The organism is Methanolobus sp. WCC4, from assembly GCF_038022665.1.
Taxonomy (GTDB): Archaea; Halobacteriota; Methanosarcinia; order Methanosarcinales; family Methanosarcinaceae; genus Methanolobus.
Window position 1 is genome coordinate 445,353 of record NZ_CP150629.1, and the last position, 26,590, is coordinate 471,942.

Here is a 26,590-nt window from a genome sequence, read left to right on the forward strand (position 1 = left end):
TTTACTTCTTTGACTTGCTGTCGAACAGTTCCTTTGCGCTCTCAGCACATGCGATAGCATCTTTCTTTATCTGGCACTCCCAGAAGACCATCACGTCCCAGCCTTCAGCTTCAAGAGCTGCTTTTTTCTTTGCGTCCCTTTCTTTGTTCTTCCTGAACTTCTCAGCCCAGAAATCGGTATTTGATCTGGGGAGAGGCAGGTCACAGTGTGGGCAGCGATGCCAATAACAGCCATGAACGAAGATGGCTATCTTCTTTCCGGGATAGGCGATATCAGGCCTGCCTGGCACCTTCTTCCAGTGAAGACGATATCCCGGGATGCCTACTTCCCTCAGTGCCTTCCTGAAGATGATCTCGGGTTTGGTGTTCTTCCCGGTGTTCGCGCTCATCACTCTGGATGTGGTCTCGGACTCGGGGATGGGGGCACGGCCGTCTCTGATATACATGTTGTCAGAATATTTGTGGCGGAGGTATAAAAGGCAACCCTATTGGATCGAAGGTGTTATATTTCTAAAGGTCATTTCATGGAGCATGACCAAAAGGCGACTGACAGCGGCAGATTTCTTCTGCGGGGGCGGTGGATTCTCGGAAGGATTCAGACAGAACGGTTTTGAACTGCTCTTTGCCCTTGATAGCTGGCAGCCTGCCATTGATACACATCATCTCAACCATCCGGATTGCAATGCGGTCAGGATGGATATCCTTGAACTCGATACCCCGGAGAAGATAGACGAATTCGTTCCTGACGTGGACGTGCTTATCGGAAGTCCTCCCTGTGTCTCGTTCTCCGGTTCTAACAAAGCAGGAAAAGCCGATAAGAGCCTTGGTATCCAGCTTATCGAAGCATATCTAAGGATAATCGCGTGGAAGAAGAGCAAGGGCCAGCTAAAGTACTGGTTGCTGGAGAACGTCCCCAATGCAGGGAACTATGTTAAGGACAGATACACGTGGAAGGAACTCGGACTTCCGGGAAGCGGGGATGACCTTATTGTTGAGAGGAAAGAGGTGTTCAATGCAGCGTACTATGGCGCACCTCAGGCAAGGAAGAGATTCGTTTGCGGGGATTTCCCTCTCCCGGAACCCACATGCAGTGATGAGTCCGAATTCACCACCACACGACAGGTGCTTGAGGCTTTGAGGAATCCTTTTGAGAAGGACCATAGCGGAACCATAAGCGACCCGAGCTATGACCTGTCCGTGCCGGCTGATTCACTGACCGACCATTTCTATGACACGCGTGTGGCTGAGTTCGAGTGGAAGAAGGCCAGAAGGATGAAGGAGGACCACGGATTCATGGGGAAGATGTCATTCCCTGAGGATCTGGACCGTCCGAGCAGGACCGTCATGGCTACAATGTCGGCGTCTACCAGAGAGGCCATGATACTTGATGCTGTGGGAGAGGATGGAGAACATATCGGGTATCGCCTGCCCACCATCAGGGAAATCGCCTCTTTCATGTCGTTCCCGATCACATACCAGTTCCAGGCCAACAATGAGAGTTCCAAGTACAGGCTTGTGGGCAATGCAGTATGCTCCCGCCTGTCCTCTGCACTTGCAAGGGCAATCCTCATAGAGGAAGGTATCGAGCCGCCTGAGAAGTTCATCCCGCTGCCGGATACAAGACCGAACGTGGACCTCAGGGGCACTAAGAGGAAGCTGAAGACAGAGAACAAGAAAAAAACTGATGCAAAGTTCGCGATCCACATCCCCTACATAAAGATAAGGGGATTCAGGGTGGAGCTTAGCAATAAGGACTCCGATTTTGAAAAAGGCGATATCAAATGGTCCTGCATCCTGCATCAGGGAAGTGGCAAGAATGCCCTGAAGTGCAGCCCGGATGACTGTGACATGACAGGGCTGGTCCAGCAGATTCCCGGTTTCGATGGGTTCAAAGAAGACGTTCATGAAATGTTCAGTGAACTGGATATGGACCATACGCATCTTCAGGAGGCCTATGTTGCCAGATGCGAGAGCGAGTACATCACACCGGAACAGGCACTGGACATGATGAAGGAACTTGTGGACAGGCATTTCCCTGAGGAGGATGCCTTTGTGGACAATTCCGACAGGATGATCGCTATAGACAGGGACAGGGTTCCTGTGAGGGTGATCGCGGGTATGTATGCCTGTGATTATTTTGTTGAGTGCCTGGATTAAGAACGGGTAATTCGTATCTTTTTATTGTGGTTCATCGAACCACGGTTATTTTTTGTTGCTATCTACGTTAAACGTTAGCTTATTGTATGTACGTATTTTTTTAATACAATTTATAGAAAAATCGCTGAATTAAATTATTTTATAATGTAGTGCATCATATATACAGATGCATATGTCCAACAGGATCTACGATATGAGAACAGAAAGGACCATAATAGATCTCCTTGAGTCAAGACTCTATCCGGATATCTGCTCTGAACCGGTCAGATGGTACAATGACAGGTCCGATCAATTGAAAGGCAAGGATTGTGACCTTTTTTTCAATGGACTCACGGCTGCATCCGTTGATGTGAAATGCGCCCATGATCATGTCAGGACGGATGTCTCAGAAGGATCCCTCCCCACTTTCGCTTTTGAACTGAGCTTCTGCAACGGCGGCAAAGAGATACCAGGCTGGTTATATGACACCTCAAAAGAAACACGATATTACCTGCTGTCATGGATATGGGCAAAGAAGGAGAGATATTTCGGGCCGGAGGATATTCTCAAACTTGAATGCTGTCTTGTTGAGAGACAGAAGATACTTGCTTTTTTAGCCAGGAGAGGATTGTACCCCGAAAATGCTGTTGAGATCAACAGGATGATCAGAAGAAGTGGCACAGATGGACGATACATGGACAGGGACCTGAGAGGCGAGTTCCCCTTTATCGACATGGATGGGGGCTTCCATATTTATTATTCAAAGGATGGTAAAGAGGAGAAGCCAATTAATGTGATCATCTACAAGAAGCATCTGCTGGAACTTGCTGAGAAGAGCTTCACTTTGGATATGTAGGATGAACCTTTCGCAGTATCGTTCCTGTATTCCCGGTCACTTCCTTAGTTTCAAATAATAATTCTTCTGCGTGGCAATTTCGTCTAAGATCGAATGGAGTGATCTGGACCTTTCTTTGATGTCTGGTCCTTTTGAGTTCTTTTTCGCTTCATCCAGAGCTTCTTTCAATTCCTCGATCTCTAAAACGGTTGATGCAATACAATAATATCTCTTTGAACGGCCTTCATTGAATTCCTGCAACATTTCCTTTAGCAGTTGTTCTCTGGCCTTTTGAGACATTTCAAATTCAGTCACCCCGTTCTTCCGAATAAAGGCAATATCATCTTCAAGTTTCTGATAACACTTGAACGAATCACGCTTTTTCCCAAGCTCCCTGTGTTTTTCCCATTTTTCACAGGTTTCACTCTCTTTGCAATCCCAGCAGAACTCAAGTTCTTTTTTCTTTATTCCACAGGTGATAAAGGGACAACCTACGGCCATCCTTCCATCGCTTTTGCAGCCCAGGCACTGGCTTTTCGTATTCATGTGATAGTTTGGACAAAGCCTGCAGGAAAGCCCGCATATTCCTATTTCGGGGCATTTTATTTCCATGGGTAGTTAGTAAGTACGGCCTACTTTTAATATTTTTGTTAGCTCGGTGGAATTTATCTTAAACGTGATCAAACAAGGAAAACACAGAGAATACGCCGGAGTTTCTAATCGAGTAGTATCAGAAGGGGCTTTCGGATGGATGAACACAATTTTGGATAGGATTTGTGCTCACCTGTTCTCACGAAATTACTTCAATGAAAATCAATTTAATATACAATAACCGCTGATGATTAAATATGGAATACACAATCGTTCTTGAGCCAGCTGAGGAAGGTGGATACACTGCACGTTGTCTGGAACTCCCCGCAGCCATAAGTGAGGGCGATACCAGAAAGGAAGCAATAGAGAACATTAAAGAAGCCATTGAACTGGTGCTTGAAGTTACGGAAGAACAGGCAAAAGTATTTGGCGAAATCACTAAGGTTGAGATTGCAAGTGCCTGAACTACCAGCAATTTCCGGCCAGAAGACTATAAAAATACTGGTGAAACTCGGTTTTGTTGTAGTAAGGCAAAAAGGAAGTCATGTGTTTTTGCAGCGGGGGAATGATACCGTCACAGTTCCTTTGCACAACCCCCTTAAAAAAGGAACTTTGAAAAGCATTCTAAAACAAGCTAATGTTGACCTCGACGAGTTCATAAGAACCTGATAATAAGGAACATTAAGCCTTCACCAACAACACACACTTTTTTGAAAACATCTTCAGCTTGTCCATAACCACAAAAACAGCATTTACAGCAATTTCCAGCGAAGACAAGCTCGAAGACACGCGGGAGTTTCTGGTGGAGCAGTAGTACCATAAGGAACTTTTGATTGGATGACTACATTTTTAGATGGGATTTGTAGTCACCTATGAAGTTAACGACAGGTTCTAATCAAAAATATATCATGAATCAGCAGTTAAATATCTTGCAACATAGCTGCCAAATTCATCGAAGTCTTCCAGCCTCTCATCCAGGAACATGTGCATTATGTCAATATCCACTTCTTCGTACATGTGGACCAGAACATTCCTGAAACCGGCTGCCTGAGCGAATTCTTCTGCAAACTCCTGAGGGATCACTCCGTTCTTGCCGAGTATAAGGAACACGCTTCTGTATACCTCGGGCCTTTCGAACCCCTCCTTTGAGATGATCATCTCACCAATATCGATCGCACTTTCAATGGCAAGCTGGAAGTTGCGCTCAACTGCACTGCGAAGTTCGTAATTGTGTTCAAGCTCATTGCTGCCTGCATCTACGGACTTCAGGTAGCTGACACACCTCTGCATGAAATCCAGTTTCCTGAGTATTTTATCCTCATCACGCATTCAGGCCAGCCCCTTTTCAGTAATTCTCTTGAGCAGGTTCCTGTTCATCCGGTCCTCATAGTATTTCCAGTCCAGATACACTGACATGATGCGCTGTTCAACATCCATCTTCAGGCTGCTGTCCCTTTCAAATATCAGGACATTGGGCCTTATAACCTCAAAACTAAGTACAGGTGGAGTGTCATTGAGCACTACCACGTCTATCTTATCACTTTTCAGCAGGTCTGAGAGTTTCCCTATCAGGTCAATCCGTTTACGGATCCTTTCTTTCCCTGTCAATGTCTCAGAAAGATAGACACCGATGTCCACATCACTTAACGGACCTGCCGTATCCTCTGCCAGCGAACCAAAAAGATAGGCAAGCTCAACTGACTCTTCATCAGGGAAGAATCCTTCCAGAAGAGTAATGATCTCTTTTTTGTCATGACACGGAGCTCTTTCTATCATAGTACCAACGGCAAAGGTGTTCTAAATTTTTCTATGTGTTTATAAGTAATAAAGATTGAGTGAGGGTGTAGTTGTGGGTGACTACATTTTGGGAGGGAAATTGTGGTCACCTAATAAGAGTATACTAAAATATGCTGTAAGAAAAATAATCTTATAATAGGATTCTTTTCAATTCATCCATTGTCAACATTTCTTTTTTTCTGTGAACCATCCTATGACAGTTTGAGCATAAAGGTACCAAATCTGTTTTAGGATCTACTTTTTCTTCTCCAGTATAAGATGAAAGTGGGAAAAGATGATGTATCTCAATAAAACCACTTCCGTGTTGACCATATCTTTCTTGAAAATCGAATCCACAGGCAACGCATTTTGTCCCGTGATATTTTAGTGCTTCAACACGTAGTTTGGGATTCCTTTCAAAATATGTTTGAATCCTTGTTCTTTCTTTACCTTCTGCATATTTTTCTGCGACATGTCCTTCAGAAGGTTCTTTTAAGGTTTCAAAATCACCAGAATCGCTCAATCCTAGATCCAACGCCTGTAAGACGAAATGTGTTGGTTTATCTCCAGAATGTGAAATGTACTGGAATCTTCCGAGATGCTTAAATGCAGACTCCGGATATTCTTTTATGTGCTCCCTATAAAACACAATTAATTCAGCATCATTGTCTAAGTGGTTGATTATCTTGTGATCAGTTCTTCCCTTTAACTGCCCTTCAAAATTCAATATTTGACCATCAAAATCGTCACTATAAGCTGTCCTATCAGGGGTTTTGTTTTTAGTTACAAAGATCCAGACTGAAGAATGACCTTTCGGCTGAAATATGCCAGTATTTATGGTAGCATCAGTTATTTGAAATAGATCCTTAAGATCATTCCTTGAATATACAGAGAGAACATCAAGATATTCTGAACTTTTCATGATAGACCCAATACATTATGGAATATTAATGTCTTTCTAAATTATTACAAATATTTGCACCAAAATTGTAGTGAAATATGATATCCAGCAAATGCTCTGTAATCAGATTTGTAAAACATCACCCCAATCCTAATATACTCTTTTCAACAATTTACAACTCAGGAGAATACCACTCATGAAAGTATCCATCATTGGTTCAGGCTATGTTGGCTCGGTCTCAGCGGCCTGTTTTGCGGACCTCGGGCATGAGGTCATCTGTATCGACATCGACGAGGAGAAGGTAAAACAGATCAATGCAGGTATCGCACCCATCTGGGAAGAGGGACTGGATGATCTAATGGAGAGATACACCCAGAAGACGCTCATCGCCACATCTGACTATGATTATGCTGTACAGAACTCCGATGCTTCGTTCATCTGCGTGGGGACACCTTCAGGGGATGACGGGAGCATTGACCTCTCCATTGTGAAGGCTGCAAGTGCCAGCCTCGGGAAGGCTATAGCTAAGAAGGACGGCTACCATGTTGTCGTCGTCAAGAGTACCGTGGTGCCTGAGACCACCGAGAAGGTCGTACTCCCTATAGTCGAGGAATACTCCGGCAAGAAGGCTGGCAGGGATTTCGGTATCGCCATGAACCCCGAGTTCCTGAGAGAGGGCAAGGCTGTCTATGATTTCATGCACCCTGACAAGATCGTCGTGGGTGCTATCGATGAGAGGTCGGGATTCGTTGTATCAGAACTCTATCGCAAGCTGGACTGTGAGATCACACACACCAACCCGAGGACAGCCGAGATGATCAAATACGTCAACAACTCCTTCCTGGCTACCAAGATATCCTTCGCCAACGAGATAGGTAACATCTGCAAGCAGCTAGGTATCGACACCTACGAGGTCATGGATGCCGTTGGAACCGACTTCAGGATAGAGCGCCAGTTCCTCAACTGTGGTGCAGGTTTTGGCGGATCATGTTTCCCCAAGGATGTCAAGGCCATCATAGGCAAGGCAAAGGATATTGATTATGAACCACTCTTACTGAGGTCCGTTGTGGATGTAAATGACAGGCAGCCCCTGAAGATGATAGAACTCCTGCAGAACAAGATAGGCGACCTGAAAGGCAAGAGAATAGCCGTACTTGGTCTTGCCTTCAAGAACGACACCGATGACATCAGGGAATCCAGGTCCATCCCCGTAATAGCTGAACTACAGCGCCTTGGAGCAGACATCACCGCATACGACCCCATGGCCGAGGAGAGTATGAAGAAACTCTACCACGACGTCCTTTACTGCAAGACCGCAGCGCAGGCACTGGAGGAAGCAGACGGCTGCCTCATCATGACAGAGTGGAGCGAGTTCAGGGAACTTGACAGGGAGTTCGATGCCATGGCTAACAGGGTCGTCATCGACGGCAGAAAGATGATCAACCCGAAAAAGCTCAGTGTTGAGATCGATTATGACGGTCTGTGCTGGTAAGCAGAACCGGCGGAAGGCTGGACATGAACGAGACTTTCACCCTGAATATCGGAGAGAGAAAGACTGTCAAGAACAGTTTCTTCGGAACATCACAGGATATGATGTACTGTGGCATGTCATCGGAGAGCACTTTCTCGATCGGACTTCTTTTTTCAAAAGGTTATCAGGGTCATGCCCTGAACTTTTACTTCCCGAAAAAAACCTCCTCTATAGTACTCGATGGCAGGAAATACTATGTCGTTGATGTTAAACCTGAATATATCACACTTCAGAACTCCCAAATTATCTGAAACAAAATAGAAGGATTTTAATATCTTGAGTAAAAAAGGTCAGTCCGGTTGGTGGCGGATCTTATGAAAAACGAAAACCAGATAAAAGATGATATCAACGGCAGATTACACTCCCTTGACCAGAACGTAAGGAGTGTGGAAAAGAGATTGCGTGCAGTGGAGCGCAGGCTCTCTGTGGACGTGCCCCCGGAGGATACAATACCCGAGTACGAGACTAATTTTGAAGAAGCTATGGAAAGTACGAGGGAAGATATCACTTCCATTCTTACTGACATCGATGAACTGAAACAGGGTCTTCATGTCAACGAGACTCTTGAGAACAGGTTGCAAGAACTTGATTCACAGCTCACCGGACTGAACTCGCAGATAGCCATGCTTCAGGAAGAGAATTCAAGACTCAGGGATGAACTGGAACAGAATGAACCTGACACAGGTCTTCAGGAAACCGAGGAACTCAAACTGGAGATCAGGAACGAGATATCACAACTGAACATGCGTCTTGAGAAAGCCGAGAATCATAACCGCATCAATATCGGTTCTGTGAAGGTGCCCGTAGAACTCTCAGGGATAATGGGGGCACTGATACTTGCGCTCACAGGATATCTCATAATGGTCGGGCGCTGGGACATTATCCGGTCGGCCTACTTCTCATTCTCTATTGCGCTGGTGTTCGCCGTGGCAGTAACTATGAAGTTCTATGTGGCAAATCGTAGCAGAGCTTGAGATTCCAGATTGAAAACGACAGATAACTAAAAAAGAGACCATCAGGAACTCAAGAACCTGAGATCTCATACTTTTCTTACTTTAACGAAGTACTCATTGCTATAGTCCAGATAACCTTCCTGCATCACCTTTACCGAAAGATAGCCTTCGGTTTTACCCTGCGGGAGAGAGATGTTCAGCAGTTTGTACCGGAACTCACCATCATGGTCCGTGATACCTCCGGTTGCCTTCTCCTTACCGGGACCCCATACCACCACATTTGCACCACCGACAGGCTTCCCATCGTTGTTAAACACACTGACTATCAGTTCAGGAGAATCAACGATCGTCCCGCTCATATTGAAGCTGCTACAATTGGAAGCCGCGAACATCGATTCAGGAACAAAGGGCGTGCTCATCACAGCACTGAGGATGGCATACATACCTATCATACCGATGATCGTGAGCACAACGATCCTTATGGGAAGCCCCACGGAAGCAGATTCATCTGATAACATGTGGATCAGGAACTAAAAATAGAAATGAAAGGAGATGCAAAAAGATGTCAGGATCATGATGTCCTGACTATCATTACAGCATCTTTCTTCTCGAAATCGTAGAAACCATCAGTGGATATACTGAGGTCCATCGATCCTTCATTCTGGTTAGCACCAAGGCTTACAGGCGAACTGCTTGTCGATGTGCTGAGACTGCAGTTCCCATTGTTGTCCGTGGTACCTGTGGCTACACCACCAAGGCCACGCAGGATAACGTTTGCATCCCTCACAGGGTAACCGTCGGGGTCTGACACGGATATCTTCACATCCACATCAAAAGGTGAGGTCGCTGTAGTGGAATCCACGATGACCGTGTTTCCGGGACTTACACCTGTAACCTGTTCTCCTGACTCTACGATCGTTACGGACATGTTCTTGGTTGGAGGAGGGATAATAGCTACAAGAGCTGCGAGTGCCACCATACCAACCACCAGCATGACAACAATATTGATAGGAAGCTCGATGGCCCTATCGTCATTGAAGAGTTTTTTTAAGTTTTCCAAAAAACCACCGACACTTAGGAAAAATACATTAGATATAAATTTATTGATTTGCTCCTGAATTTTATATTGTGCACAGAATAATTTAAGAATTTAACTTTTAAATATAACTTCTACACGAAACTTTTTTAGAAAATTATTTGAACTACCCACTTCATTGTATCGTGAACACCACAAAAGAGTAAATTCAATGGAACCAATGGACATATACACCTTCGGAAAGCACCTTTCTTCCATAGAAGTGGATAACATCTATGAGACAATGCACTTCAGAGCGAGGATAGAAGCCCGATTTGGTGAAGGTTTCATTGAAGAAATATATTCAATCATATTCGAAAAGACCCCTGTAGGGATTTTACAACAGAATGGGCAAAAGTTTAAAGTCCTGTATAGATATAGTGAAAAATACGACATTAGTGTGATCATTGGAATAAAAGAGCATGAACCTATCAAGTTCTCATTAGTAACATGCTTCAAGGAATCATCCGGTAAAAGAGTGAGAGAAGATGAACGAACGCAGGATCAAGCGTGAAGGTTCTTCTGATTATGACCTTCAGAATGACAGCTTTTTCGCATATTCAAAAGGTGTGAAATATAAGTCATCCATCGACATAGATGGAATCATACTGGACATCGGAGAAGATGATTCGATCACTGGTGTTGAAATACTGGATGCTTCCAAAAAGTTCGGGATCTCAAAATATGATGTCCAGCACTGCAGGACACTTAATGTGCAAATCGATATTTCTGCAAAGGTCATCGACCTTAAGATTACCATGAATGTTGGCAAAAGGAATGCTGAAGTGCTCCGTGAAACAGCTGCTTCTACGATCAATATCCTGAATTTACCTGCCGGCTCGGAATCTCTGGCTGTCGGGATGTAATTTATCTACTATTTGCAGTGCATGATACACATCGTTACATTCATGTACCAAAACCATTCTTTAATTCCACATGAAGAAGATAGTTATCATCGATTACGGCCTTGGTAACCTCAGGAGTGTCCAGAAGGGACTGGAACACGCAGGTGCGAACGTGATCATCTCAAGTGACCCTGAAGAGATCAAAGGTGCCGATGGGGTCATCCTTCCTGGTGTCGGGGCTTTCAAAGATGCAATGAAGAATGTCGAGAAGGTCAGGGACACCATCGATGAATACGTAGCATCAGGTAAGCCGATGCTCGGCATCTGTCTGGGGCAGCAGATGATGCTCAGCACATCAGAAGAAGGCGGCCTCACAGAAGGGCTTGACCTTGTCAAAGGGAAGGTGCTCAGATTCCCGCACTCCGAACTCAAGGTCCCTCACATGGGATGGAGTGACATAAAGATCACACAGGAGCATCCTATTTTTGAAGGCATACCAGATGGCTCCTTCGTCTATTTCGTCCACTCATACTACGTGGACACCACAGAGAAGAACACTCTCATATCATGCGATTACGGCACACAGTTCGCAGCTGCGATCGTCAACGATGCAGGCAATGTCATAGGAACCCAGTTCCACCCTGAGAAAAGCGGTGATGTGGGCCTTAAGATGCTGAAGAATTTCGTAGCCATGTGCTAAAGGAACAGGAATGATAATATGGATATCGAAGGCTACGCAAAACGGGGCTTAAGGAAAAACGACCCGGAACTGGAAGACAAGCTCACAGCCAGGATACTGGAAGTGAAGAACACAAGCCCTGAACATGCCCGCAAACTTGCACAGGCAACGATCACAGAGGCAAAGGCAACCCTTGTGCTCAAGGGAGACGTTCTTGAACCTACCGTATCCGGCGTGACTATGGGAGAGTTCGGCGTCGGTTCCAGAGGTCTTGGCGATTTCTACACACATGAGAAGATAGCCGAGGTCATCGGCAAGACAAAGGCGGTCGTGGACACCACACACCTTGATGATTCCGGTGTTGTCACAACAGAAGGTGGCGAATACGTTATCCTCACCGTTGACGGCATGCACTCCAGACTCAGCGATTATTCATTCCTTGCAGGATTCCACGTTGCAAGGGCAGCACTCCGTGATGTCTATGTCATGGGTGCAAGACCCGTGGCAATGCTCTCTGACATCCACGTGGCAGATGATGGTGATGTCGGCAAGGTCTTCGATCACATAGCAGGTATAACAGCAGTTGCAGAGCTCTCGAACATCCCTCTCATAACAGGCAGTACCCTCAGGATCGGCGGTGACATGGTGATCGGTGAACGTATGACCGGTGGTGTCGGTGCCGTCGGAGTCTCAACTGATCTTACAGCCCGTGAGCAGACACAGGTCGGCGATGTAATACTCATGACAGAAGGTGCTGGCGGCGGGACCATATCAACCACAGCACTCTACTATGAGATGCATGATGTGGTTGATGAGACCATCAACATCAAGTTCCTGGAAGCCTGTGACAAACTGATCGATTCAGGTCTTGTAAAGCACATACACGCCATGACAGACGTCACAAATGGCGGGGTCCGCGGCGATGCAAAGGAGATATCCAGAACAGCTGGTGTCAAGCTCATATTCGAGGAAAAGGAGATGAGAAAGCTTGTCAATCCAACCGTCCTTGACATGCTCGAATCCCTTGAGATAGACTATCTTGGTGTCTCACTTGACGCACTGCTCATTATTGCTCCACAGGAGTATGCAGAGGACATCATGAAGACCATCCGAAGTGCCGATGTCGATATAGCTGTCATCGGGGAAGTGGTCGAAGGCACAGGTGCTGAGGTCATAATCGACGGCGAGGCAAGGGATTTCACACCACGGTTCAGGGAATCGGCATACACACCTATCAAGAAGATGATAGGTGACGAGAACCCACGTGACTTCGATGAGATGAAAAAAGCAATTGACACTGCCGCAGTCAATGCGATCGAGAAGAAGAAACGTGTAATTGAGATGATAAAAAGAAAATAGAGAGAAGAAAGGAAAGACCTTTCTTTTCTTACATATTTTTCTCAGTCCTGGTTCTCAGGATTCTCTTCACCGTCTTCGCTTTTTAGTTTCTCAACGACAAGGATCACACCGTCCTTCTCGAGTATCCTTACCTTGTCATCTTTCTCTATCATATCTGATGAGCGTGCTTTCCAGCGCTGTCCACGGTGGAGGATATAACCTTCCTGACCATCTCCTATTGTGTCGATGGCCAGTCCGGTGTCACCGATGAGTTCACCAAAAAGGGGTTTTTGCCTTCTGATCTCAAATACCTTGTATATTATGAACACAAGGAACAGCCCCAGAACAAGGGTTGGTGTCGCAATCGAAAGTATCAGCGTTCTCTGGAATTCCGCAGGAGTATAGTTCTGCGGGAAATCCGTTGGTGCAAGCAGCACACTACCAGCTACCACACACACAAGACCTGCGATCCCGAATACACCGAAACCGGGAGCCTGGAACTCAAGCACCAGCAGGGCCACACCCACTATGATAAGGAACAGAGCACCTATATTCACATCAAAGCCCGTCCCTATCAGTCCAAGGGAGATAGCTATCACACCAAAGAGCTCAGCTCCGAAGCCGGGATTCGATATGCCGAGTATGATAGCATAGACACCGAGTAACAGGAGCAGCGAAGAAACTATAGGGTCGGAGATGATGTTCAGGAAAGCGAGCTTCAGGGAAGCTTCGTAATAATCAATGGTTGCACCATCTGTCTCAAGCACCTTTCCTTTGACCTCCAGTCCATCCACCTGCGAGAGCAGGTCAGCTATTGAAGGTGCGACATATTCAATGACACCATACTCAAGTGCAGTATCAGCATCAAGGTTCAGGTTCTTTGTGATGAACTCCTCTGCAGCTGTCTGGTTACGGTCATGCTGCTTTGCATTCTCAGTTGCCCTTTTCACAAGAGCATTGATGATCTTCTCATCCTCGATCGGTTCACTTCCGCCGGATGTTATGCTCACGGGCTGTGCCGAACCTATGATAGTGTAAGGTGCCATAGCGGCAACGTCAGTACTTATGAGAATGAGGGTACCTGCAGACCATGCTTTTGTGCTTTCGGGATAGACATAACCTATCACCGGAACATCGGTAGCTGCGATCTGCTCAATTATGTCGATTGTTTCATCCAGATTCCCGCCCGGAGTATTGAGCGTGATCACAAGGGCTTCGTAGTCATCATTCTCAGCGAAGGCTATGGCATCGGCTACCATATCATCCGTTACCGGGGTGATGGAATCCGATATCTCGAGCACCAGTACCTTCTGCTCTCCGGCAGCACATGCTATTCCTGTGAACTGGGAAAGAAGAAGAATAAAAAAAAGAAAAGTGCTCAGGTATGACCGGCACTTATTGACCATGATCCCACCTTTCACTCTTTCTTAGCGAAGGCCTTGGACATTGCAGCGATCTCTGCTATGTCACTGGAGTTCGACACAACGATCAGATTCCTTTCCCTTGCAATCTCGGCATAGGTCTGCAATTCCCTGAGCTTCAGACTGATAGGCATCTCCTGATACAACTGAGCTGCCTGCTTCATCTTCTCAGCAGCCAGATATTCACCCTCGGAAAGGATGATACGGGAACGCTTTTCACGCTCTGCCTCTGCCTGCTTTGCGATCGCACGCAGCATTGTCTCATCGATGCTGACATCCCTCAGGGTGACACCTGTAACCTTGATACCCCACGGATCGGTGGAAATATCAAGCTGCTCCTGGATGTTCCTGTTCACGTTCTCCCTGTCGGAAAGTACATCATCCAGCTCAAGCTGACCGATCACATCACGAAGTGTCGTCTGTGAGAGCATTGCGGTTGCGTACTTGAAGTTCTCGACCTCGTTGACCGCCTTGGAAGGTTCGATGACCTGGTAATAGATAACAGCATCAACCGCTACCGTTACATTATCCTTTGTGATGACAGCCTGCTTGGGCACATCGATCGTGACGACACGCAGGTCGATCTTAACAACAGTATCGATGATCGGGATGATAAGGAAAAGGCCCGGACCTTTTATCCCGCTCAGTCTTCCCAGACGGAAGATAACTACACGTTCATATTCATTCACTATCTTGATAGCTTTTGACAGTATGAAAACTGCTACAATAGCTAAAGGTATAATAATATCTATAAATGCGATATGACCACTCTCCTGAAGAAACTTGATACTATATTATATAAATGATACTTCTTAAAAATATACCGGTGACTCGCATAAAGAAAGCTCTGAAGAAGACGAGATAATCAGGAACGAAAAAGAATTACTTTATAGAAGGCTGGGTCTGAAGTACTTGTTTGAGGGGATGTACACGAAAGCATGAAAGCAGTTGTTATTACTTGAATAACATTTCAGACCCAACAAAATATAGAACTCATTTATTGTTTATTAATGTGATTGATTTTGATGTTAATAATTTCAAACAATTTTTCCAAAACGATAGCATGCGCCGAATATATAAATAGTAGATATAAATATAAGTGCCTATTATTACTCCAGGGCACAAGCAAACACATAAATCCAACGTCTACTATCTAAGACTAGATACAATGAGCGAGAAATGCATAGAATGCAACGGGAAAGGATATAGTGTCAGCGGCACATCCAGATGTCCCGAGTGCAAAGGGAGCGGGAAATCCAAATCCGTGGACTTCATGAAACTATCAGAGAAGGACATGGCAAATTTCCTGAAAAATGGTTCATCCTGCAGCAATTGTGGAGGAAGCGGGGAGATAGAGGACAGGGAGACCTGCACCAAATGCAATGGAAAAGGTGCTTTTTACAAGTGCAAGATATGTGGGAACGATATGAAAGGACTCTATCAGGGAAGCGAGGTATGTCAGGAATGTGCGAAGAAACAGATCGTCTACAAGCTTGATAACTCATGTACCATTGAGGAGCTTGAAGTCGGAAAGATGTATCATTCCATTGTCAGGAACATTGCAGATTTCGGTGTTTTCGTAGATCTTAACTCAAACCTCAGAGGACTTGTCCATTCAAGCAATATGAAGGGACCACTTGAACCGGGAGAAGAGGTAATAGTCGTTCTCAAGGAGATCAAGCCAAGGGGCAAGATGGACCTGGCACCGCGTATCCTGAAAGAATACCAGACAATAGAACTTGAAAAGCAGCTTCCTGTCAAAATGGCAAGCGAACTGCCCCAGATGGTAGGCAAGAAGGTAAAAGTAGAAGGCGAGGTCATACAGGTCAAGCAGACCGCAGGTCCTACTATCTTCACCATTGCCGATGAGACGGGACAGATATCAGGAGCAGCATTTGCCAGTGCAGGTGAAAGATCATATCCTGAGATAGAGTCTGATATGATGATTGCAGCCACCGGAGAGATAACATCCCGCGGAGGCAGTGTCCAGCTCGAAGTGCAGAGCATGAAAAGGCTTACCGGACCAAAGGAAGCCGAGATACTTGAGCGCATAGAGGCTGCCATTGACAGAAGAGCAGAACCCTATGAAATAGAATATATGGTGGAAAGTGAGGTCCTTGAGAAACTCAGACCGATCATGAAGAAGGCTGCAAAGGAAATAAGGAAGGCGATCATTAAATCCACACCCATACTTCTACGCCACCATGCCGATGCTGATGGAATGACAGCTGCAATGGCAATTGAGAAAGCCATCGTCCCACTCATAAGAGAAGTCAACGGACAGGATGGCGAATATCACTTTTACAGACGTGCCCCTTCAAAGGCACCTTTCTACGAGGTGACGGACGTTGTACGTGACATCGGCTTTGCCCTTGAAGATGCAGCAAGACATGGACAAAAGATGCCACTTGTCATAAGTGTGGACAATGGGTCCTCCAACGAGAACGTAGCTGCAATGAAGCAGGCACAAGTGTACGGCATCCAGATGATAGTCATGGACCACCACCAGCCCGATGATGTGGTCGATGAATACCTGTTAACCCATGTTAACCCGGCACACGTCGGGGGAGATTTCGGTATGACGGCAGGTATGCTCTGTACCGAAGTAGCACGCATGATAAATGTCAACGTTGAGAACGAGATCAAACATCTCCCTGCAGTAGCTGCTCTTGGTGACCGCTCAGAAGCTGAAGAGGCAAAGAGGTACATAGAACTTGTATCTGACAGGTATACCGAGCAAAACCTGAGAGATATGGCACTTGCCCTTGACTTTGCAGCATACTGGCTTAAGTTCAGTCCTGGAAAAGGTATTGTTGATGATATACTGGACTTTGGTGACCATGTGATACACAAGAATCTGGTCAACGTGCTTTGTGAACAGGCAAATGAAATGATCGCTGAGCAGATAGATGTATGTATGGCACACGTGAAAGCACAGGACCTTCCAAACGGAGCTGTCCTGAACGTGCTTGATGTTGAGAACAATGCTCACAAATTCACTTTCCCACCACCCGGAAAGACATCAGGTGAGGTTCATGACAGGGTTTGCAGACAGTATGAAGGCAGACCTGTGGTGACCATAGGATATGGACCTGACTTTGCGGTCATACGATCAAAGGGTGTTCTGATGAACATACCTCAGATGGTCAGGGAACTCCACGAAGAGGTAAAAGGCGGCGGGGTCAACGGTGGAGGACACCTTGTAGTAGGAAGTATCAAATTCGTAGAAGGCATGCGCTCAGAAGTGCTTTCAAAATTAGTAGAAAAGATAGGAGCAGTAGGAGTGGAATAACTCCTACACGTTCATTTCTGAACTCCTTACTGTTTTGTTGTTATTTTTATTGGATCGTCTTTCACATATCCGTTCAGTCAACACGTACTATACGTACAAGTGCGTGAACAGGTACCTCGGAAAGTGACTCAGAACCACTCTTGTCCACAAGAACAGCAATAGCCACAGGCTTTGCACCTGAACTTCTGAGATGAGTGACAACATCGTTCATGGTGTTACCGGTGGTGATCACATCATCGATTATGACACATCTCTTTCCCTTGATGCCTGCAAAGTTCCTGCTGAAAGCCCCTTTTAGCTTACCTTCATCGTGCTCATTGTATGCATGGTAAACGGAAAGCTCGGTTCCCAGTTCCTCTGCTATCATGGTTGCAAGGGGAACACCGCTGAGACCTATACCTACAACAAGGTCGATACTGTTGTCTGTGCCTTCCACCGTATCAAGCAGCATATCACACATGGCAATCCCAATATGACGGGTCCTGTATGCACTCTTTCCGATGCTGCGCCAGTTGACCGATATATCCTTGGGCGCGGAGGAAACATCTTCCTTCTTTGCACGGGTCAGAAGCCACGTGACAGTTTCCCGGGAAACGTTAAGTTCATCTGCAATTTGCCTTGTAACAAGACCGTTAGCCTGTAATTCAAGGGCTTTCTGGATAAGTTTATCAATATTCTTCATATGGATCCCCTTATGATCGTATGTACCTTTTTATGTACCTTTAATATTCACCTTGTAATCTGATATATTACAACAGAGATGTTATATTTTTCTTTTACGCCTTTTCTTAAGTGCCGAACCACAAACAGGGCAGACATCACCGCTGTCAAAGTATCTTCTGCAGCCGACACATTGCTTTTGCCACACAAGAACATCCTTTATTCTTTTCTGGGCCACCGGCCTTACTTCTATACCCATCACCCTTGCAACATTCTGGACCGCATAGTCATCTGTCAGGAGCACGGAATTATCCTTATACTCAAGTGCCTTTGCAAGTATATCTATATCAGTTGCAGAAAGCTCCTCGCAGTCCCGGGTCTTTTTTGCAATATTCATGACATCTTCACGGAAGTTCTCAGCTGGCATCTCCACCCGTGCCCCATTCTCCCGGGCAAGCTCAAAACGCATGGATGCCTCGTTGCTTTTTAACTCGTTTACCACCGACGGAATGGTTATCATCCTGTGAGGTTCGATACCTGCTCCCATTATAAAGACTGCAGAATCTGCAATGTAATATTCCATAATAATAGCAGATACTTACTGAATATAGATTAATTCTTTGTCAGTTCTGAAAATAGAAGGATGAACGAAGGAAATCCGAGCCAAAGATATTGAATATGACAGTGAATATATACTTTGGATGCTATTATTATATCACCGAATAATTGGGTGATACCTTTGACACGAATATCCACTGGAATAACAGACCTCGATAAAAAACTGCAGGGAGGATACCCTGAAGGGGAATGCATCCTCATAACCGGCGAACCAGGAACCGGTAAAACGATCATTGGGATCCAATTCCTTTACAATGCCTGCAATGAAGGAAAAAGATGTGCGATCATAGCAACCGAGGAAACCCCTGATAAAATAGTGATACATGGTAAAGCACTCGGCTTTGACCTTGGACCTTTTGTGGAAAGCGGTCAGCTGTCCATGATACATTTCCTTGAGACCAGAGCTCAGGATCTCGACGAAAGATACCGCAGGAGCTACACAGTACTGAACAATGATCTCAACAGTCTTCTCCACCAATTACAGGAAGATATCGACATTATTGTACTTGACAACCTCGGAACTTTCTCGATCGGCGTGGAGCTGAAAGAGTTCAGGGATCAGGTCGATACTCTGGCCTACGTGCTCTCAAAGCAAAAAAGAACATCGATAGTGGTCATGGATGCCACCGCACACGAACTCAGCCACAGGATAGCAGAGTATTCCACTTACGGGACCATCAAGCTAACGACAAAAGAGAACCCCTACACAGGTAAAATGGAAAGATACATGTACATACCAAAGATGAGGGGCACGAAAGTCACACTTGAACTCATAAACTATGACATCACATCTGAAGGTGTCAAACTGCTGTCATCAAAAGCCAACAGACAATTGTGACCGGGAAACAAATCATTGAACGGTCAGGTTTGATCAGATATATTCAGGAAAATAAGGGAAGGTCAGTCTCTTGTCTGGAGGATGAAATAATAACATTGCACAGACAAAGGCCCTCTTGAGATCACTGATCAACTAAACCTATATTGACATCTTACTCTTTTTTTAGCAAATCATTCTCACGGATACTTTTATCGTCCCCTCAGGAACAATACATTCCCAATAGTTGAGATAGCAGGATTCCCAATACAGTGTTACGATATTGTTAGATACCTGCCTGACAATGATCAATGCTTCATCAACTCTGAAAATGGAAGGATCAAAACCGCATGATCAGAAGGAAAGATCTTATTGTTGAACAATTGATATATCCATTGAGACCATTTTCAAAAGATCACTATAATCATAACTATCAATTGGTGACAACATTGACAAGAATATCTACTGGAATAACAGACCTTGACAAGAGATTACAGGGTGGCTATCCTGAGGGAGAGTGTATCCTCGTAACCGGAGAACCCGGCACAGGTAAGACCATTGTTGGCATTCAGTACCTTTACAATGCATGTCAGGAAGGAAAGAAGTGTGCGATGATAGCAACCGAGGAAACGCCTGAAAAGATAATAGTCCATGGGAAGGCACTGGGTTTTGACCTTGAACCTTTCGTAGAGACCGGGCAGCTGTCAATGATACGATTCCTCGAGATGAGAGCCTATGATATAGAGGAAGAATACAACAGAAATTATACGATACAGATCGATGATCTCAATAATCTTCTAAACCTGATGCAGGAAGAGATCGACGTCATCGTACTTGATAACCTTGGAACCTTCTCAATTGGTATCGAACTGAGAGAATTCAGGGATAAGGTGGATGCTCTGGCATACCTGCTTTCAAAACAAAAAAGGACATCACTTATAATGATGGATGCTACAGCACACGAGCTCACCCACAGGATCACAGAATACTCAACCTATGGGACCATTAAAATGATGACGAAAGAGAACCCGTATACCGGTAAAATGGAAAGGTATATGCATATCCCGAAGATGAGAGGCACGAAAGTATCCCTTGAGCTCATAAACTATGAGATCACATCAGAAGGTATCAAACTGCTGTCATCGAAGGCCAACAGATAAGTAGGATCGGGACCAGTAATTACTGAACGACAGGGCTGATAGAATGGACATTGAGAAAGCTAAGGACACCATCGTTGAGTTCATCAGGGAAAAGACAAGGGAAGCAGGCGTAAAGGGTGCCGTTGTGGGCATCAGCGGAGGCATAGACTCTGCCCTCACAGCCTATCTCACAGTTGAAGCATTGGGAAAGGAAAATGTTCTTGGCATACACATGCCTGAATTGAACCTGACACCCGCAGAAGATGTGCTTGATGCCACAGAAGTTGCAGAGAGGCTTGGAATAGAGTTCAAGACAGTAGATATATCAGAAGTACTTTCAGGATTCATGCACACGATCCCTGAGAGCTCTGAATCAAATTCACATGCAAACGGTAATCTCAAGGCAAGGATACGCATGTGCGTCCTTTACTATTATGCCAACATGATGTCAAGGATGGTCATGGGAACAGGGAACAAGACTGAGATCCTCCTGGGATATTTCACGAAATACGGAGATGGCGGAGTTGATATCGAACCGATAGGTGATCTCTACAAGACCGAGGTCAGGGAGATGTCAGCACTTGTAGGAGTACCGGAGGACATCATTACCAAAGCCCCATCCGCAAGGCTCTGGGCAGACCAGACCGATGAGGATGAACTTGGTATCACCTATGAACTGGTGGACAGGTTCCTTGCTCTGTTGCTTGAAGGCGAAACACCACAGGTTGCCCAGAACACGATAGGGATCACAGGCAGCCAGAGGGATTCCGTTGTCAAACGCATCAATGTGAATCTGCACAAGCAGAAAGCTCCTGCTGTAGCAGAACTTAAGTCACTACGATAACAATAGCATTAAAAAATAAAGACATTTGATAAATTTGATAATTATCTGCCCGGGAAAACGGGCAGATCCTCATTTTCAAACCTGATAAGCTGTTTTGCAAGATGCCTTCTGGCACAGGGCGGCACTTCATAGAAGCCGACCCCTATTGCCCTTTTTAGTTCAGACCTTTCTGTTTCCATGGAACTGGTGCCACATTTCCTGCATCTGTAACCCTGTCCTGCACCTGCTGACTTCATTCGTTTGCCACAGGAAGGGCATGCAGGGTTGGATACCTCATATTTTTTAGCAAGCTCCAGCACCTTTATCTTCTCGATATTCACGGTCCTCTCAGTAACACTGCCATAGACAACTACCCTGTCACCAGGGATCAGTTCCCTGATCAGTTCCCTGAAGTTCTTGGTAGGCTCGAATGCTGCGCAGTCGATGGTCTGCCCCTGGTCGTCCTTCAATGAGAATATCGTATGGCCACCCCTGATGGTCTTCGGAACGGATCCAACCTCGCCTTCGAGGATGTAAGAATGCATTTCCTTGATATCACCGATCCCTGACACAGGGATCAGATGCATATCCGTGCCCTGATCGGTACGATATATACATACACGCTCTACAGGCTCAGATACCACAAAAGAAGCTGCATTTTCTACAGAAGACCGGTCCTTTCCCCTTATACCGTAAAGTACAGGATCCCCTGCGTGTGGCACACATACCACCATGTTGTTGGCAAGGTCCACAGTATCCCATGTATCGGGATATGTCTGTCTGTCCGCTTCAAAGAGAGAAGCTTCATCCACACTTCTGGGAGTTCCCCATGCATCCTTTTCCCTGTATGCCAGGTATTCATAGGTGTGGTCCCAGTCAGGGTTGAGCATTGCACCACATGCCGAAAGAGCACCGATCAAACCGCGACCGTTCTTGAATGCCTCAAAGCGAAGTCCGAGTACTGAAGCTAGTTCCTTTGCCTCATATATAGTGAGCACTTCTTTTACAGCACGCCTGAAAAATCCACTGAGCTCATCCCGAACGGCTTCGAACCTGTCATCTGTGATGAATACAATACCCGGATTGGTATTCTCGTTATCCAGACATGCCATGGAAGCAACCTTTTCTGTAACATGGTCCATCACCCTTTCCGGGTCGTCACATTCCACGAACAATGCAACAGAAGCATTCCCACGGGTCTTATATGGAATAGTAGGATTAAGGCGGACAAGTATCGGCTCTGCTATTGTATCGGCAAAGGATGAGATCTCATCCCTTATAAGGGCACAGAGGTAAGTGGTACACATACCTTCTCTGGAATCAGTATCATCCAGGCCTATGATCAGTCTGGTTCTCTTATCGCTCATTGGACAATAGCAGATATGGCCTATCATTGTTAAATGATTCTCTGGTCACAAAGGAAACATCACTCATCTTCGATCACAGGCAGAAGTACATGTAGTTCGGCTCCCTTACCAGCCTCACTTTCAGCCCATATGGAACCACCATGTGCCTCAACGATACTCTTGCAAAGATACAGACCAAGACCATTTCCACCATAACGGCGGGTTAGAGAACCGTCTGCCTGATAGAACCTTTTGAAGATATGGGGCATCTCTTCTCCGGAAATGCCTATGCCAGTATCCTTTACAGTGACCCTGATCATTTTGTCTTCCATAGATGAACTGACAGTGATCATGCCATCAGAGGGCGTGAACTTAAAGGCATTCTCCAGTATGTGCGAGAATACCTGTTCAAGGTATGTTGAATTTCCACATATATACGGGAGTGAGGAATTGTATTCCCTGTGTAAAGACGGAGACTCCTCACCTTTGAATGGATCTATCTCATCGATCACTCTGTCAAGAAGAGAGACTATATCTATAGAATCAAGATGGTACTGGATATTACCTGAGTGGATGTTCTGCATGTATAGAAGAGAGTCTATCAGTTTCTCTAGCCTGCTGGCGTTCTGCAGGATCATCCCCATACTTCTTTTCTGGTCCTCATCAAGAGTTCCGAGATGTCCTTCAAAAAGTAATTCACTATATCCTTTTATGGGTATGAGAGGGGTTTTCAGTTCATGGGTGATATTGGCCATGAACTCATCTTTCATCCTGTCAAGGGATTCGAGCTCTTTATTGGTTCGGGAAAGCTGTTCCGCATATGCTTTGATCTTAGCTTCGTTCTGTTTCCCCTGTATAAGTTTCCATGTTCCTTCCATAAGGAGTGTGATCTGCCTTACGTCAGAACTATTATAATCAGCAGCCTTGTTCCCCACACCGGCAACCATGACGACCTTACCATTATCTAAAATGGGAATTCCCAAATGTCGCAGGATATCTATATGACCTTCAGGTACCCCTCTTTTAAAATTAGTCGTATTGGCATAATCATTGGTGATAATGACTGTACGCTGTCTTATAGGTTCACCCCACAGACCCATTTCCTCAAAATGATATGTCTTAACCGGATCATCAATACTGCAGAGTTTCATGGAACCCTTTGACCAGGCATACATATCTACAACAGAATCTTTCTCGCTCACAAAACCGACATAACCGATCTGGCTCTCTGTGAGTTCCACTGCCTTTTCAAGGACAAAATTCATGACATCATCTACCGTGGAACCTGTGAACCTGTTCAGTTCAAGGAGGGCCTCAAGTCTCAGTTCATCAAGGAGAAGAGCCTTTTCTGCACATTTCATCTCAGTTATATCCTTGAGAATGATAATAGTACGGTCACTGGATATTTTAGTAGAATTTAATTCGATGTCCTTTACAGAACCATCCTTACATTGGATTATCCATTCACCGGGATCGGCAACTGAGCCGTCGTCATCAGACTTATCACCAATGCCCCATAAACAAAATGCATTCTTCTTACATTCCACATCAGGACAGGAGAGCTTCCATAACTCTTCCATGGAAGGAATGTCTTCAAGTGTGTAACCAAATATCTCTGTGAACTTATGGTTCATATAAACAGGTTCATAGTTTCCATCCAGGATCAATAATGATAACGAAGAATATTCCACAGCCTTCCTGAAAAGCAATTCATTCTCCTCTGTTTCTTTCCGGAATAGTTCTAATTCGGTGATATCAGCAGTGATAAAACTGACATTTGAGAACACAAAAGCTGACAAAGAAGAGATGAACTTTTTAGTATCCGTTCTTATTCTATGCGGAATGAATGATAACGGATCGTTCCAAAAAAAGACCTTTCGCATATTCCCTTCCTGAAACCTGTACCAGTGATAACAACAAACAAGCACACAGAACCGTCTTTTGATCCAGTGAGTTGTATATACAATAACATAGTTCCAGAACATCAAATAAATAATTTTCCAGAATCCGGCCCTATAAACAATTTCCGAAGAAATATACAATGACTGATCGAGATATACTTATATAGATGTGCAAACAATGCCTATTTAGTCATGACAAAAGAGATCCTTATACATCAGATAATTGATGTATTACAGCAAGCAGGCTTCATTGTATCCAAGAGATGCAATATTCGACCCAGGAGCTTTGATCTTGCAGCAAGGAAAGGCGAAACACTCCTTTTTTGTAAAGTATTGTTCAACATAGACGGCCTGAACGAAGAAACTGCAAGGGAGATGAAGAGCCTTGCAAGGTACCTTGGAGGGACTGCAATGCTCATTGGTGCAAAGACCCGCGACCAGATGCTTGAAGATAGTGTCGTATATATGCGCTATGACATCCCTGCGGTCAACGTCCAGACCCTATATGATTATTTTGTAGAGGATGTACCGCCTCTCGTCTCAGCCGCTCCCGGCGGGCTTTATGTATCCATTGACGGAGATGTGCTCAAAGAAGCACGTAAAAGAACAGCAATGTCACTGGGAGCACTTGCAAGTGAACTGGGAGTATCCAGAAGGACCATTAGCAAGTATGAGGAAGGTGGCATGGATGCATCTATCGATGTGGTCCTCCAGCTTGAGGAACTGCTGGATGTTGCACTGGCAAGGTCCATAGACATTCTTCGTTGCTTTGAGGAAAAGGCAAATGTGGAAGTACCGAAGGAGAATAACACGGATACACAACCTGATGATGGCATACTCGGTATGCTCTATTCACTGGGATACCAGGTGATGTCAACGAATCAGGCACCTTTCAAGGCAATCTCAAAGGATACATCCGACACACTTCTCACAGGGGTCAGCACCTACAGCAGTGCAATGATCAAGCGTGCAGACCTCATGAGCAGCATATCCTGTGTAACCCGGACAAAATCGGTATTCATTATCAACGGGCAGATCAAATCAGAGACAGTTGAGAATACGATCCTTATCGAAAAAGCAGAGCTTGACAAGCTGGCAGGCGCTGAAGAACTGGCAGAGCTGATCGATGAGAGGACCAAGAAACACAACATCAATATATAGATATGATACCCAGATCCAAAACGCTAATATATAGAGATCCCTTTTAGAACTAACAATGACCACCAACATCGCAGTACTTGTTTCAGGAAGAGGATCGAACCTCCAGTCCATAATCGACAATATAGAGAACGGATGCATTGAGAATGCAAATATATCCGTTGTCATAAGCGATGTTGAAGATGCCTATGCACTTGAACGTGCACGCAAACACGGCATAACCGATGTTTTCGTCGACCCTTCTGACTACTCCAATAAGCAGGAATTCGAGAAAGAGATACTCGAGGTCCTGAAAGACAACGATACCGACCTGATACTCCTTGCAGGCTATATGCGTCTTGTGGGAAAGGACCTGATATCAGCATACCGCAACAGGATAATAAATATCCACCCTGCACTGCTCCCATCCTTTAAAGGACTTCATGCCCAGCAGCAGGCTTTTGATTATGGTGTGAAGGTAAGCGGATGTACCGTTCACTTCGTAGATGAAGGAATGGATACAGGACCCATAATAATACAGAGATCGGTACCTGTCCTTGAGGGAGATACAGCCGATGACCTTGCAGCGCGCATACTGGAACAGGAGCACAAGGCATACCCTGAAGCTGTCAGGCTTTTCGTAGAGGGTAAGCTTAAAGTGGAAGGTCGGATAGTAGTACACACGTAAATTAGCATATTAAGCACATATAACATACTTACATATTCAACCGCATAATTCCCTGCACGTCAGGAATCCCATTAAATATCGATATTGAATCT

The 26,590-nt window shown here is 45.2% G+C and carries 30 protein-coding genes; 17 read left to right on the top strand and 13 right to left on the bottom strand.

Annotation, left to right across the window (positions count from 1 at the left end):
- Position 1: 1 nt before the first annotated feature.
- Complete coding sequence (locus V7O63_RS02315) at positions 2-445, bottom strand: very short patch repair endonuclease (protein ID WP_340819797.1); 444 nt, start codon at positions 443-445, stop codon at positions 2-4.
- A gap of 85 nt (positions 446-530) precedes the next feature.
- Here V7O63_RS02315 and V7O63_RS02320 point away from each other — a divergent pair, with 85 nt between their 5' ends.
- Together V7O63_RS02320 and V7O63_RS02325 are read left to right on the top strand one after the other, a co-directional pair.
- Positions 531-2,156, top strand: a complete 1,626-nt coding sequence (locus V7O63_RS02320) for a DNA cytosine methyltransferase (protein ID WP_340819799.1) — start codon at positions 531-533, stop codon at positions 2,154-2,156.
- A gap of 172 nt (positions 2,157-2,328) precedes the next feature.
- Positions 2,329-2,991: a hypothetical protein gene (locus tag V7O63_RS02325; protein ID WP_340819800.1), complete on the top strand. Its 663-nt coding sequence runs from the start codon at positions 2,329-2,331 to the stop codon at positions 2,989-2,991.
- Positions 2,992-3,027: 36 nt separating this feature from the next.
- Here the strand turns inward: V7O63_RS02325 and V7O63_RS02330 are convergent, their stop codons facing one another.
- Positions 3,028-3,582, bottom strand: coding sequence for a DUF3795 domain-containing protein (locus V7O63_RS02330; protein ID WP_340819802.1), 555 nt, complete (start codon positions 3,580-3,582; stop codon positions 3,028-3,030).
- A 236-nt stretch (positions 3,583-3,818) separates the two neighbouring features.
- Between V7O63_RS02330 and V7O63_RS02335 the strand changes: the two genes are divergently transcribed.
- On the top strand, positions 3,819-4,025 hold the full coding sequence (locus V7O63_RS02335) for a type II toxin-antitoxin system HicB family antitoxin (protein ID WP_340819804.1): 207 nt from the start codon (positions 3,819-3,821) through the stop codon (positions 4,023-4,025).
- Positions 4,018-4,230 (top strand): type II toxin-antitoxin system HicA family toxin, encoded by a 213-nt coding sequence (locus tag V7O63_RS02340; RefSeq protein WP_340819805.1) that lies wholly within the window; start codon positions 4,018-4,020, stop codon positions 4,228-4,230. The genes V7O63_RS02335 and V7O63_RS02340 overlap by 8 nt, the downstream gene beginning before the upstream one ends.
- Positions 4,231-4,467: 237 nt before the next feature.
- Here V7O63_RS02340 and V7O63_RS02345 read toward each other — a convergent pair whose 3' ends face one another.
- The 3 genes from V7O63_RS02345 to V7O63_RS02355 all read right to left on the bottom strand — a co-directional run bounded on the left by V7O63_RS02345 (position 4,468) and on the right by V7O63_RS02355 (position 6,259).
- A complete protein-coding gene (locus V7O63_RS02345) occupies positions 4,468-4,890 on the bottom strand; it encodes a DUF86 domain-containing protein (RefSeq protein WP_340819808.1) in 423 nt (140 codons plus the stop codon).
- Positions 4,891-5,337 carry a nucleotidyltransferase domain-containing protein gene (locus V7O63_RS02350; RefSeq protein ID WP_340819810.1) on the bottom strand — a complete coding sequence of 149 codons (447 nt, stop codon included), beginning with the start codon at positions 5,335-5,337 and terminating at the stop codon, positions 4,891-4,893.
- Positions 5,338-5,488: 151 nt separating this feature from the next.
- On the bottom strand, positions 5,489-6,259 hold the full coding sequence (locus V7O63_RS02355; RefSeq protein WP_340819812.1) for an HNH endonuclease: 771 nt from the start codon (positions 6,257-6,259) through the stop codon (positions 5,489-5,491).
- 175 nt (positions 6,260-6,434) lie between these two features.
- On the opposite strand from V7O63_RS02355, the gene V7O63_RS02360 reads away from it, so the two are divergent.
- The 3 genes from V7O63_RS02360 to V7O63_RS02370 all read left to right on the top strand — a co-directional run bounded on the left by V7O63_RS02360 (position 6,435) and on the right by V7O63_RS02370 (position 8,743).
- Positions 6,435-7,730 carry a UDP-glucose/GDP-mannose dehydrogenase family protein gene (locus tag V7O63_RS02360; RefSeq protein WP_340819813.1) on the top strand — a complete coding sequence of 432 codons (1,296 nt, stop codon included), beginning with the start codon at positions 6,435-6,437 and terminating at the stop codon, positions 7,728-7,730.
- Positions 7,721-8,020, top strand: a complete 300-nt coding sequence (locus V7O63_RS02365; RefSeq protein ID WP_340819815.1) for a hypothetical protein — start codon at positions 7,721-7,723, stop codon at positions 8,018-8,020. Before V7O63_RS02360 ends, V7O63_RS02365 begins: the two co-directional genes overlap by 10 nt.
- Positions 8,021-8,083: 63 nt before the next feature.
- On the top strand, positions 8,084-8,743 hold the full coding sequence (locus tag V7O63_RS02370; RefSeq protein ID WP_340819817.1) for a hypothetical protein: 660 nt from the start codon (positions 8,084-8,086) through the stop codon (positions 8,741-8,743).
- A 65-nt stretch (positions 8,744-8,808) separates the two neighbouring features.
- On the opposite strand, the gene V7O63_RS02375 is transcribed toward V7O63_RS02370, so the two are convergent.
- A complete protein-coding gene (locus V7O63_RS02375; protein WP_340819819.1) occupies positions 8,809-9,240 on the bottom strand; it encodes a hypothetical protein in 432 nt (143 codons plus the stop codon).
- Between the two features lie 53 nt (positions 9,241-9,293).
- The gene (locus tag V7O63_RS02380; RefSeq protein ID WP_340819821.1) at positions 9,294-9,782 is read right to left on the bottom strand and encodes a carboxypeptidase regulatory-like domain-containing protein; all 489 of its coding nucleotides are present in this window, start codon (positions 9,780-9,782) and stop codon (positions 9,294-9,296) included.
- Positions 9,783-9,969: 187 nt separating this feature from the next.
- Between V7O63_RS02380 and V7O63_RS02385 the strand changes: the two genes are divergently transcribed.
- From V7O63_RS02385 to V7O63_RS02400, 4 genes are all read left to right on the top strand, one after another.
- Positions 9,970-10,311, top strand: coding sequence for a hypothetical protein (locus tag V7O63_RS02385; RefSeq protein WP_340819823.1), 342 nt, complete (start codon positions 9,970-9,972; stop codon positions 10,309-10,311).
- Positions 10,286-10,663, top strand: a complete 378-nt coding sequence (locus tag V7O63_RS02390) for a DUF2283 domain-containing protein (RefSeq protein ID WP_340819825.1) — start codon at positions 10,286-10,288, stop codon at positions 10,661-10,663. The genes V7O63_RS02385 and V7O63_RS02390 overlap by 26 nt, the downstream gene beginning before the upstream one ends.
- Before the next feature lie 70 nt (positions 10,664-10,733).
- Positions 10,734-11,342 carry an imidazole glycerol phosphate synthase subunit HisH gene (gene hisH, locus V7O63_RS02395; protein ID WP_340819827.1) on the top strand — a complete coding sequence of 203 codons (609 nt, stop codon included), beginning with the start codon at positions 10,734-10,736 and terminating at the stop codon, positions 11,340-11,342.
- An 18-nt stretch (positions 11,343-11,360) separates the two neighbouring features.
- Complete coding sequence (locus V7O63_RS02400) at positions 11,361-12,680, top strand: AIR synthase-related protein (RefSeq protein ID WP_340819829.1); 1,320 nt, start codon at positions 11,361-11,363, stop codon at positions 12,678-12,680.
- A 41-nt stretch (positions 12,681-12,721) separates the two neighbouring features.
- Here V7O63_RS02400 and V7O63_RS02405 read toward each other — a convergent pair whose 3' ends face one another.
- Together V7O63_RS02405 and V7O63_RS02410 are read right to left on the bottom strand one after the other, a co-directional pair.
- The gene (locus tag V7O63_RS02405) at positions 12,722-14,065 is read right to left on the bottom strand and encodes a nodulation protein NfeD (RefSeq protein ID WP_340819830.1); all 1,344 of its coding nucleotides are present in this window, start codon (positions 14,063-14,065) and stop codon (positions 12,722-12,724) included.
- Positions 14,066-14,076: 11 nt separating this feature from the next.
- The gene (locus V7O63_RS02410; protein ID WP_340820871.1) at positions 14,077-14,841 is read right to left on the bottom strand and encodes a slipin family protein; all 765 of its coding nucleotides are present in this window, start codon (positions 14,839-14,841) and stop codon (positions 14,077-14,079) included.
- 407 nt (positions 14,842-15,248) lie between these two features.
- Here V7O63_RS02410 and V7O63_RS02415 point away from each other — a divergent pair, with 407 nt between their 5' ends.
- Complete coding sequence (locus V7O63_RS02415; RefSeq protein WP_340819833.1) at positions 15,249-17,372, top strand: DHH family phosphoesterase; 2,124 nt, start codon at positions 15,249-15,251, stop codon at positions 17,370-17,372.
- 73 nt (positions 17,373-17,445) lie between these two features.
- Here the strand turns inward: V7O63_RS02415 and V7O63_RS02420 are convergent, their stop codons facing one another.
- Complete coding sequence (locus V7O63_RS02420; RefSeq protein ID WP_340819836.1) at positions 17,446-18,054, bottom strand: orotate phosphoribosyltransferase-like protein; 609 nt, start codon at positions 18,052-18,054, stop codon at positions 17,446-17,448.
- Between the two features lie 81 nt (positions 18,055-18,135).
- The gene (locus tag V7O63_RS02425; RefSeq protein ID WP_340819837.1) at positions 18,136-18,615 is read right to left on the bottom strand and encodes a DNA-binding protein; all 480 of its coding nucleotides are present in this window, start codon (positions 18,613-18,615) and stop codon (positions 18,136-18,138) included.
- Positions 18,616-18,771: 156 nt separating this feature from the next.
- On the opposite strand from V7O63_RS02425, the gene V7O63_RS02430 reads away from it, so the two are divergent.
- The 3 genes from V7O63_RS02430 (at position 18,772) to V7O63_RS02440 (ending at position 21,447) form a co-directional block, all read left to right on the top strand.
- Complete coding sequence (locus tag V7O63_RS02430; protein ID WP_340819839.1) at positions 18,772-19,488, top strand: ATPase domain-containing protein; 717 nt, start codon at positions 18,772-18,774, stop codon at positions 19,486-19,488.
- A 425-nt stretch (positions 19,489-19,913) separates the two neighbouring features.
- Positions 19,914-20,624 (top strand): ATPase domain-containing protein, encoded by a 711-nt coding sequence (locus tag V7O63_RS02435; RefSeq protein WP_340819841.1) that lies wholly within the window; start codon positions 19,914-19,916, stop codon positions 20,622-20,624.
- A gap of 22 nt (positions 20,625-20,646) precedes the next feature.
- Complete coding sequence (locus V7O63_RS02440) at positions 20,647-21,447, top strand: NAD+ synthase (protein ID WP_340820872.1); 801 nt, start codon at positions 20,647-20,649, stop codon at positions 21,445-21,447.
- A gap of 41 nt (positions 21,448-21,488) precedes the next feature.
- Here V7O63_RS02440 and V7O63_RS02445 read toward each other — a convergent pair whose 3' ends face one another.
- Entirely contained in the window at positions 21,489-22,793 is a 1,305-nt protein-coding gene (locus tag V7O63_RS02445) for a tRNA(Ile)(2)-agmatinylcytidine synthase (protein ID WP_340819843.1), read from the bottom strand.
- 59 nt (positions 22,794-22,852) lie between these two features.
- On the bottom strand, positions 22,853-24,481 hold the full coding sequence (locus tag V7O63_RS02450; protein ID WP_340819845.1) for an ATP-binding protein: 1,629 nt from the start codon (positions 24,479-24,481) through the stop codon (positions 22,853-22,855).
- Positions 24,482-24,865: 384 nt separating this feature from the next.
- Here V7O63_RS02450 and V7O63_RS02455 point away from each other — a divergent pair, with 384 nt between their 5' ends.
- Both V7O63_RS02455 and purN read left to right on the top strand, forming a co-directional pair.
- A complete protein-coding gene (locus tag V7O63_RS02455; RefSeq protein WP_340819847.1) occupies positions 24,866-25,834 on the top strand; it encodes a transcriptional regulator in 969 nt (322 codons plus the stop codon).
- Between the two features lie 55 nt (positions 25,835-25,889).
- A complete protein-coding gene (purN, locus tag V7O63_RS02460; protein WP_340819849.1) occupies positions 25,890-26,498 on the top strand; it encodes a phosphoribosylglycinamide formyltransferase in 609 nt (202 codons plus the stop codon).
- Positions 26,499-26,590: the final 92 nt, after the last annotated feature.

Coding starts and splice junctions, on each gene's coding strand:
- V7O63_RS02420 (WP_340819836.1), bottom strand. CDS start 18,054: ATGAAGAATATTGATAAACTTATCCAGAAAGCCCTTGAATTACAGGCT.
- V7O63_RS02445 (WP_340819843.1), bottom strand. CDS start 22,793: ATGAGCGATAAGAGAACCAGACTGATCATAGGCCTGGATGATACTGAT.
- hisH (WP_340819827.1), top strand. CDS start 10,734: ATGAAGAAGATAGTTATCATCGATTACGGCCTTGGTAACCTCAGGAGT.
- V7O63_RS02425 (WP_340819837.1), bottom strand. CDS start 18,615: ATGGAATATTACATTGCAGATTCTGCAGTCTTTATAATGGGAGCAGGT.
- V7O63_RS02350 (WP_340819810.1), bottom strand. CDS start 5,337: ATGATAGAAAGAGCTCCGTGTCATGACAAAAAAGAGATCATTACTCTT.
- V7O63_RS02355 (WP_340819812.1), bottom strand. CDS start 6,259: ATGAAAAGTTCAGAATATCTTGATGTTCTCTCTGTATATTCAAGGAAT.
- V7O63_RS02330 (WP_340819802.1), bottom strand. CDS start 3,582: ATGGAAATAAAATGCCCCGAAATAGGAATATGCGGGCTTTCCTGCAGG.
- V7O63_RS02390 (WP_340819825.1), top strand. CDS start 10,286: ATGAACGAACGCAGGATCAAGCGTGAAGGTTCTTCTGATTATGACCTT.
- V7O63_RS02455 (WP_340819847.1), top strand. CDS start 24,866: ATGACAAAAGAGATCCTTATACATCAGATAATTGATGTATTACAGCAA.
- V7O63_RS02335 (WP_340819804.1), top strand. CDS start 3,819: ATGGAATACACAATCGTTCTTGAGCCAGCTGAGGAAGGTGGATACACT.
- V7O63_RS02345 (WP_340819808.1), bottom strand. CDS start 4,890: ATGCGTGATGAGGATAAAATACTCAGGAAACTGGATTTCATGCAGAGG.
- V7O63_RS02370 (WP_340819817.1), top strand. CDS start 8,084: ATGAAAAACGAAAACCAGATAAAAGATGATATCAACGGCAGATTACAC.
- V7O63_RS02400 (WP_340819829.1), top strand. CDS start 11,361: ATGGATATCGAAGGCTACGCAAAACGGGGCTTAAGGAAAAACGACCCG.
- V7O63_RS02375 (WP_340819819.1), bottom strand. CDS start 9,240: ATGTTATCAGATGAATCTGCTTCCGTGGGGCTTCCCATAAGGATCGTT.
- V7O63_RS02405 (WP_340819830.1), bottom strand. CDS start 14,065: ATGGTCAATAAGTGCCGGTCATACCTGAGCACTTTTCTTTTTTTTATT.
- V7O63_RS02320 (WP_340819799.1), top strand. CDS start 531: ATGACCAAAAGGCGACTGACAGCGGCAGATTTCTTCTGCGGGGGCGGT.
- V7O63_RS02415 (WP_340819833.1), top strand. CDS start 15,249: ATGAGCGAGAAATGCATAGAATGCAACGGGAAAGGATATAGTGTCAGC.
- V7O63_RS02325 (WP_340819800.1), top strand. CDS start 2,329: ATGTCCAACAGGATCTACGATATGAGAACAGAAAGGACCATAATAGAT.
- purN (WP_340819849.1), top strand. CDS start 25,890: ATGACCACCAACATCGCAGTACTTGTTTCAGGAAGAGGATCGAACCTC.
- V7O63_RS02360 (WP_340819813.1), top strand. CDS start 6,435: ATGAAAGTATCCATCATTGGTTCAGGCTATGTTGGCTCGGTCTCAGCG.
- V7O63_RS02385 (WP_340819823.1), top strand. CDS start 9,970: ATGGAACCAATGGACATATACACCTTCGGAAAGCACCTTTCTTCCATA.
- V7O63_RS02315 (WP_340819797.1), bottom strand. CDS start 445: ATGTATATCAGAGACGGCCGTGCCCCCATCCCCGAGTCCGAGACCACA.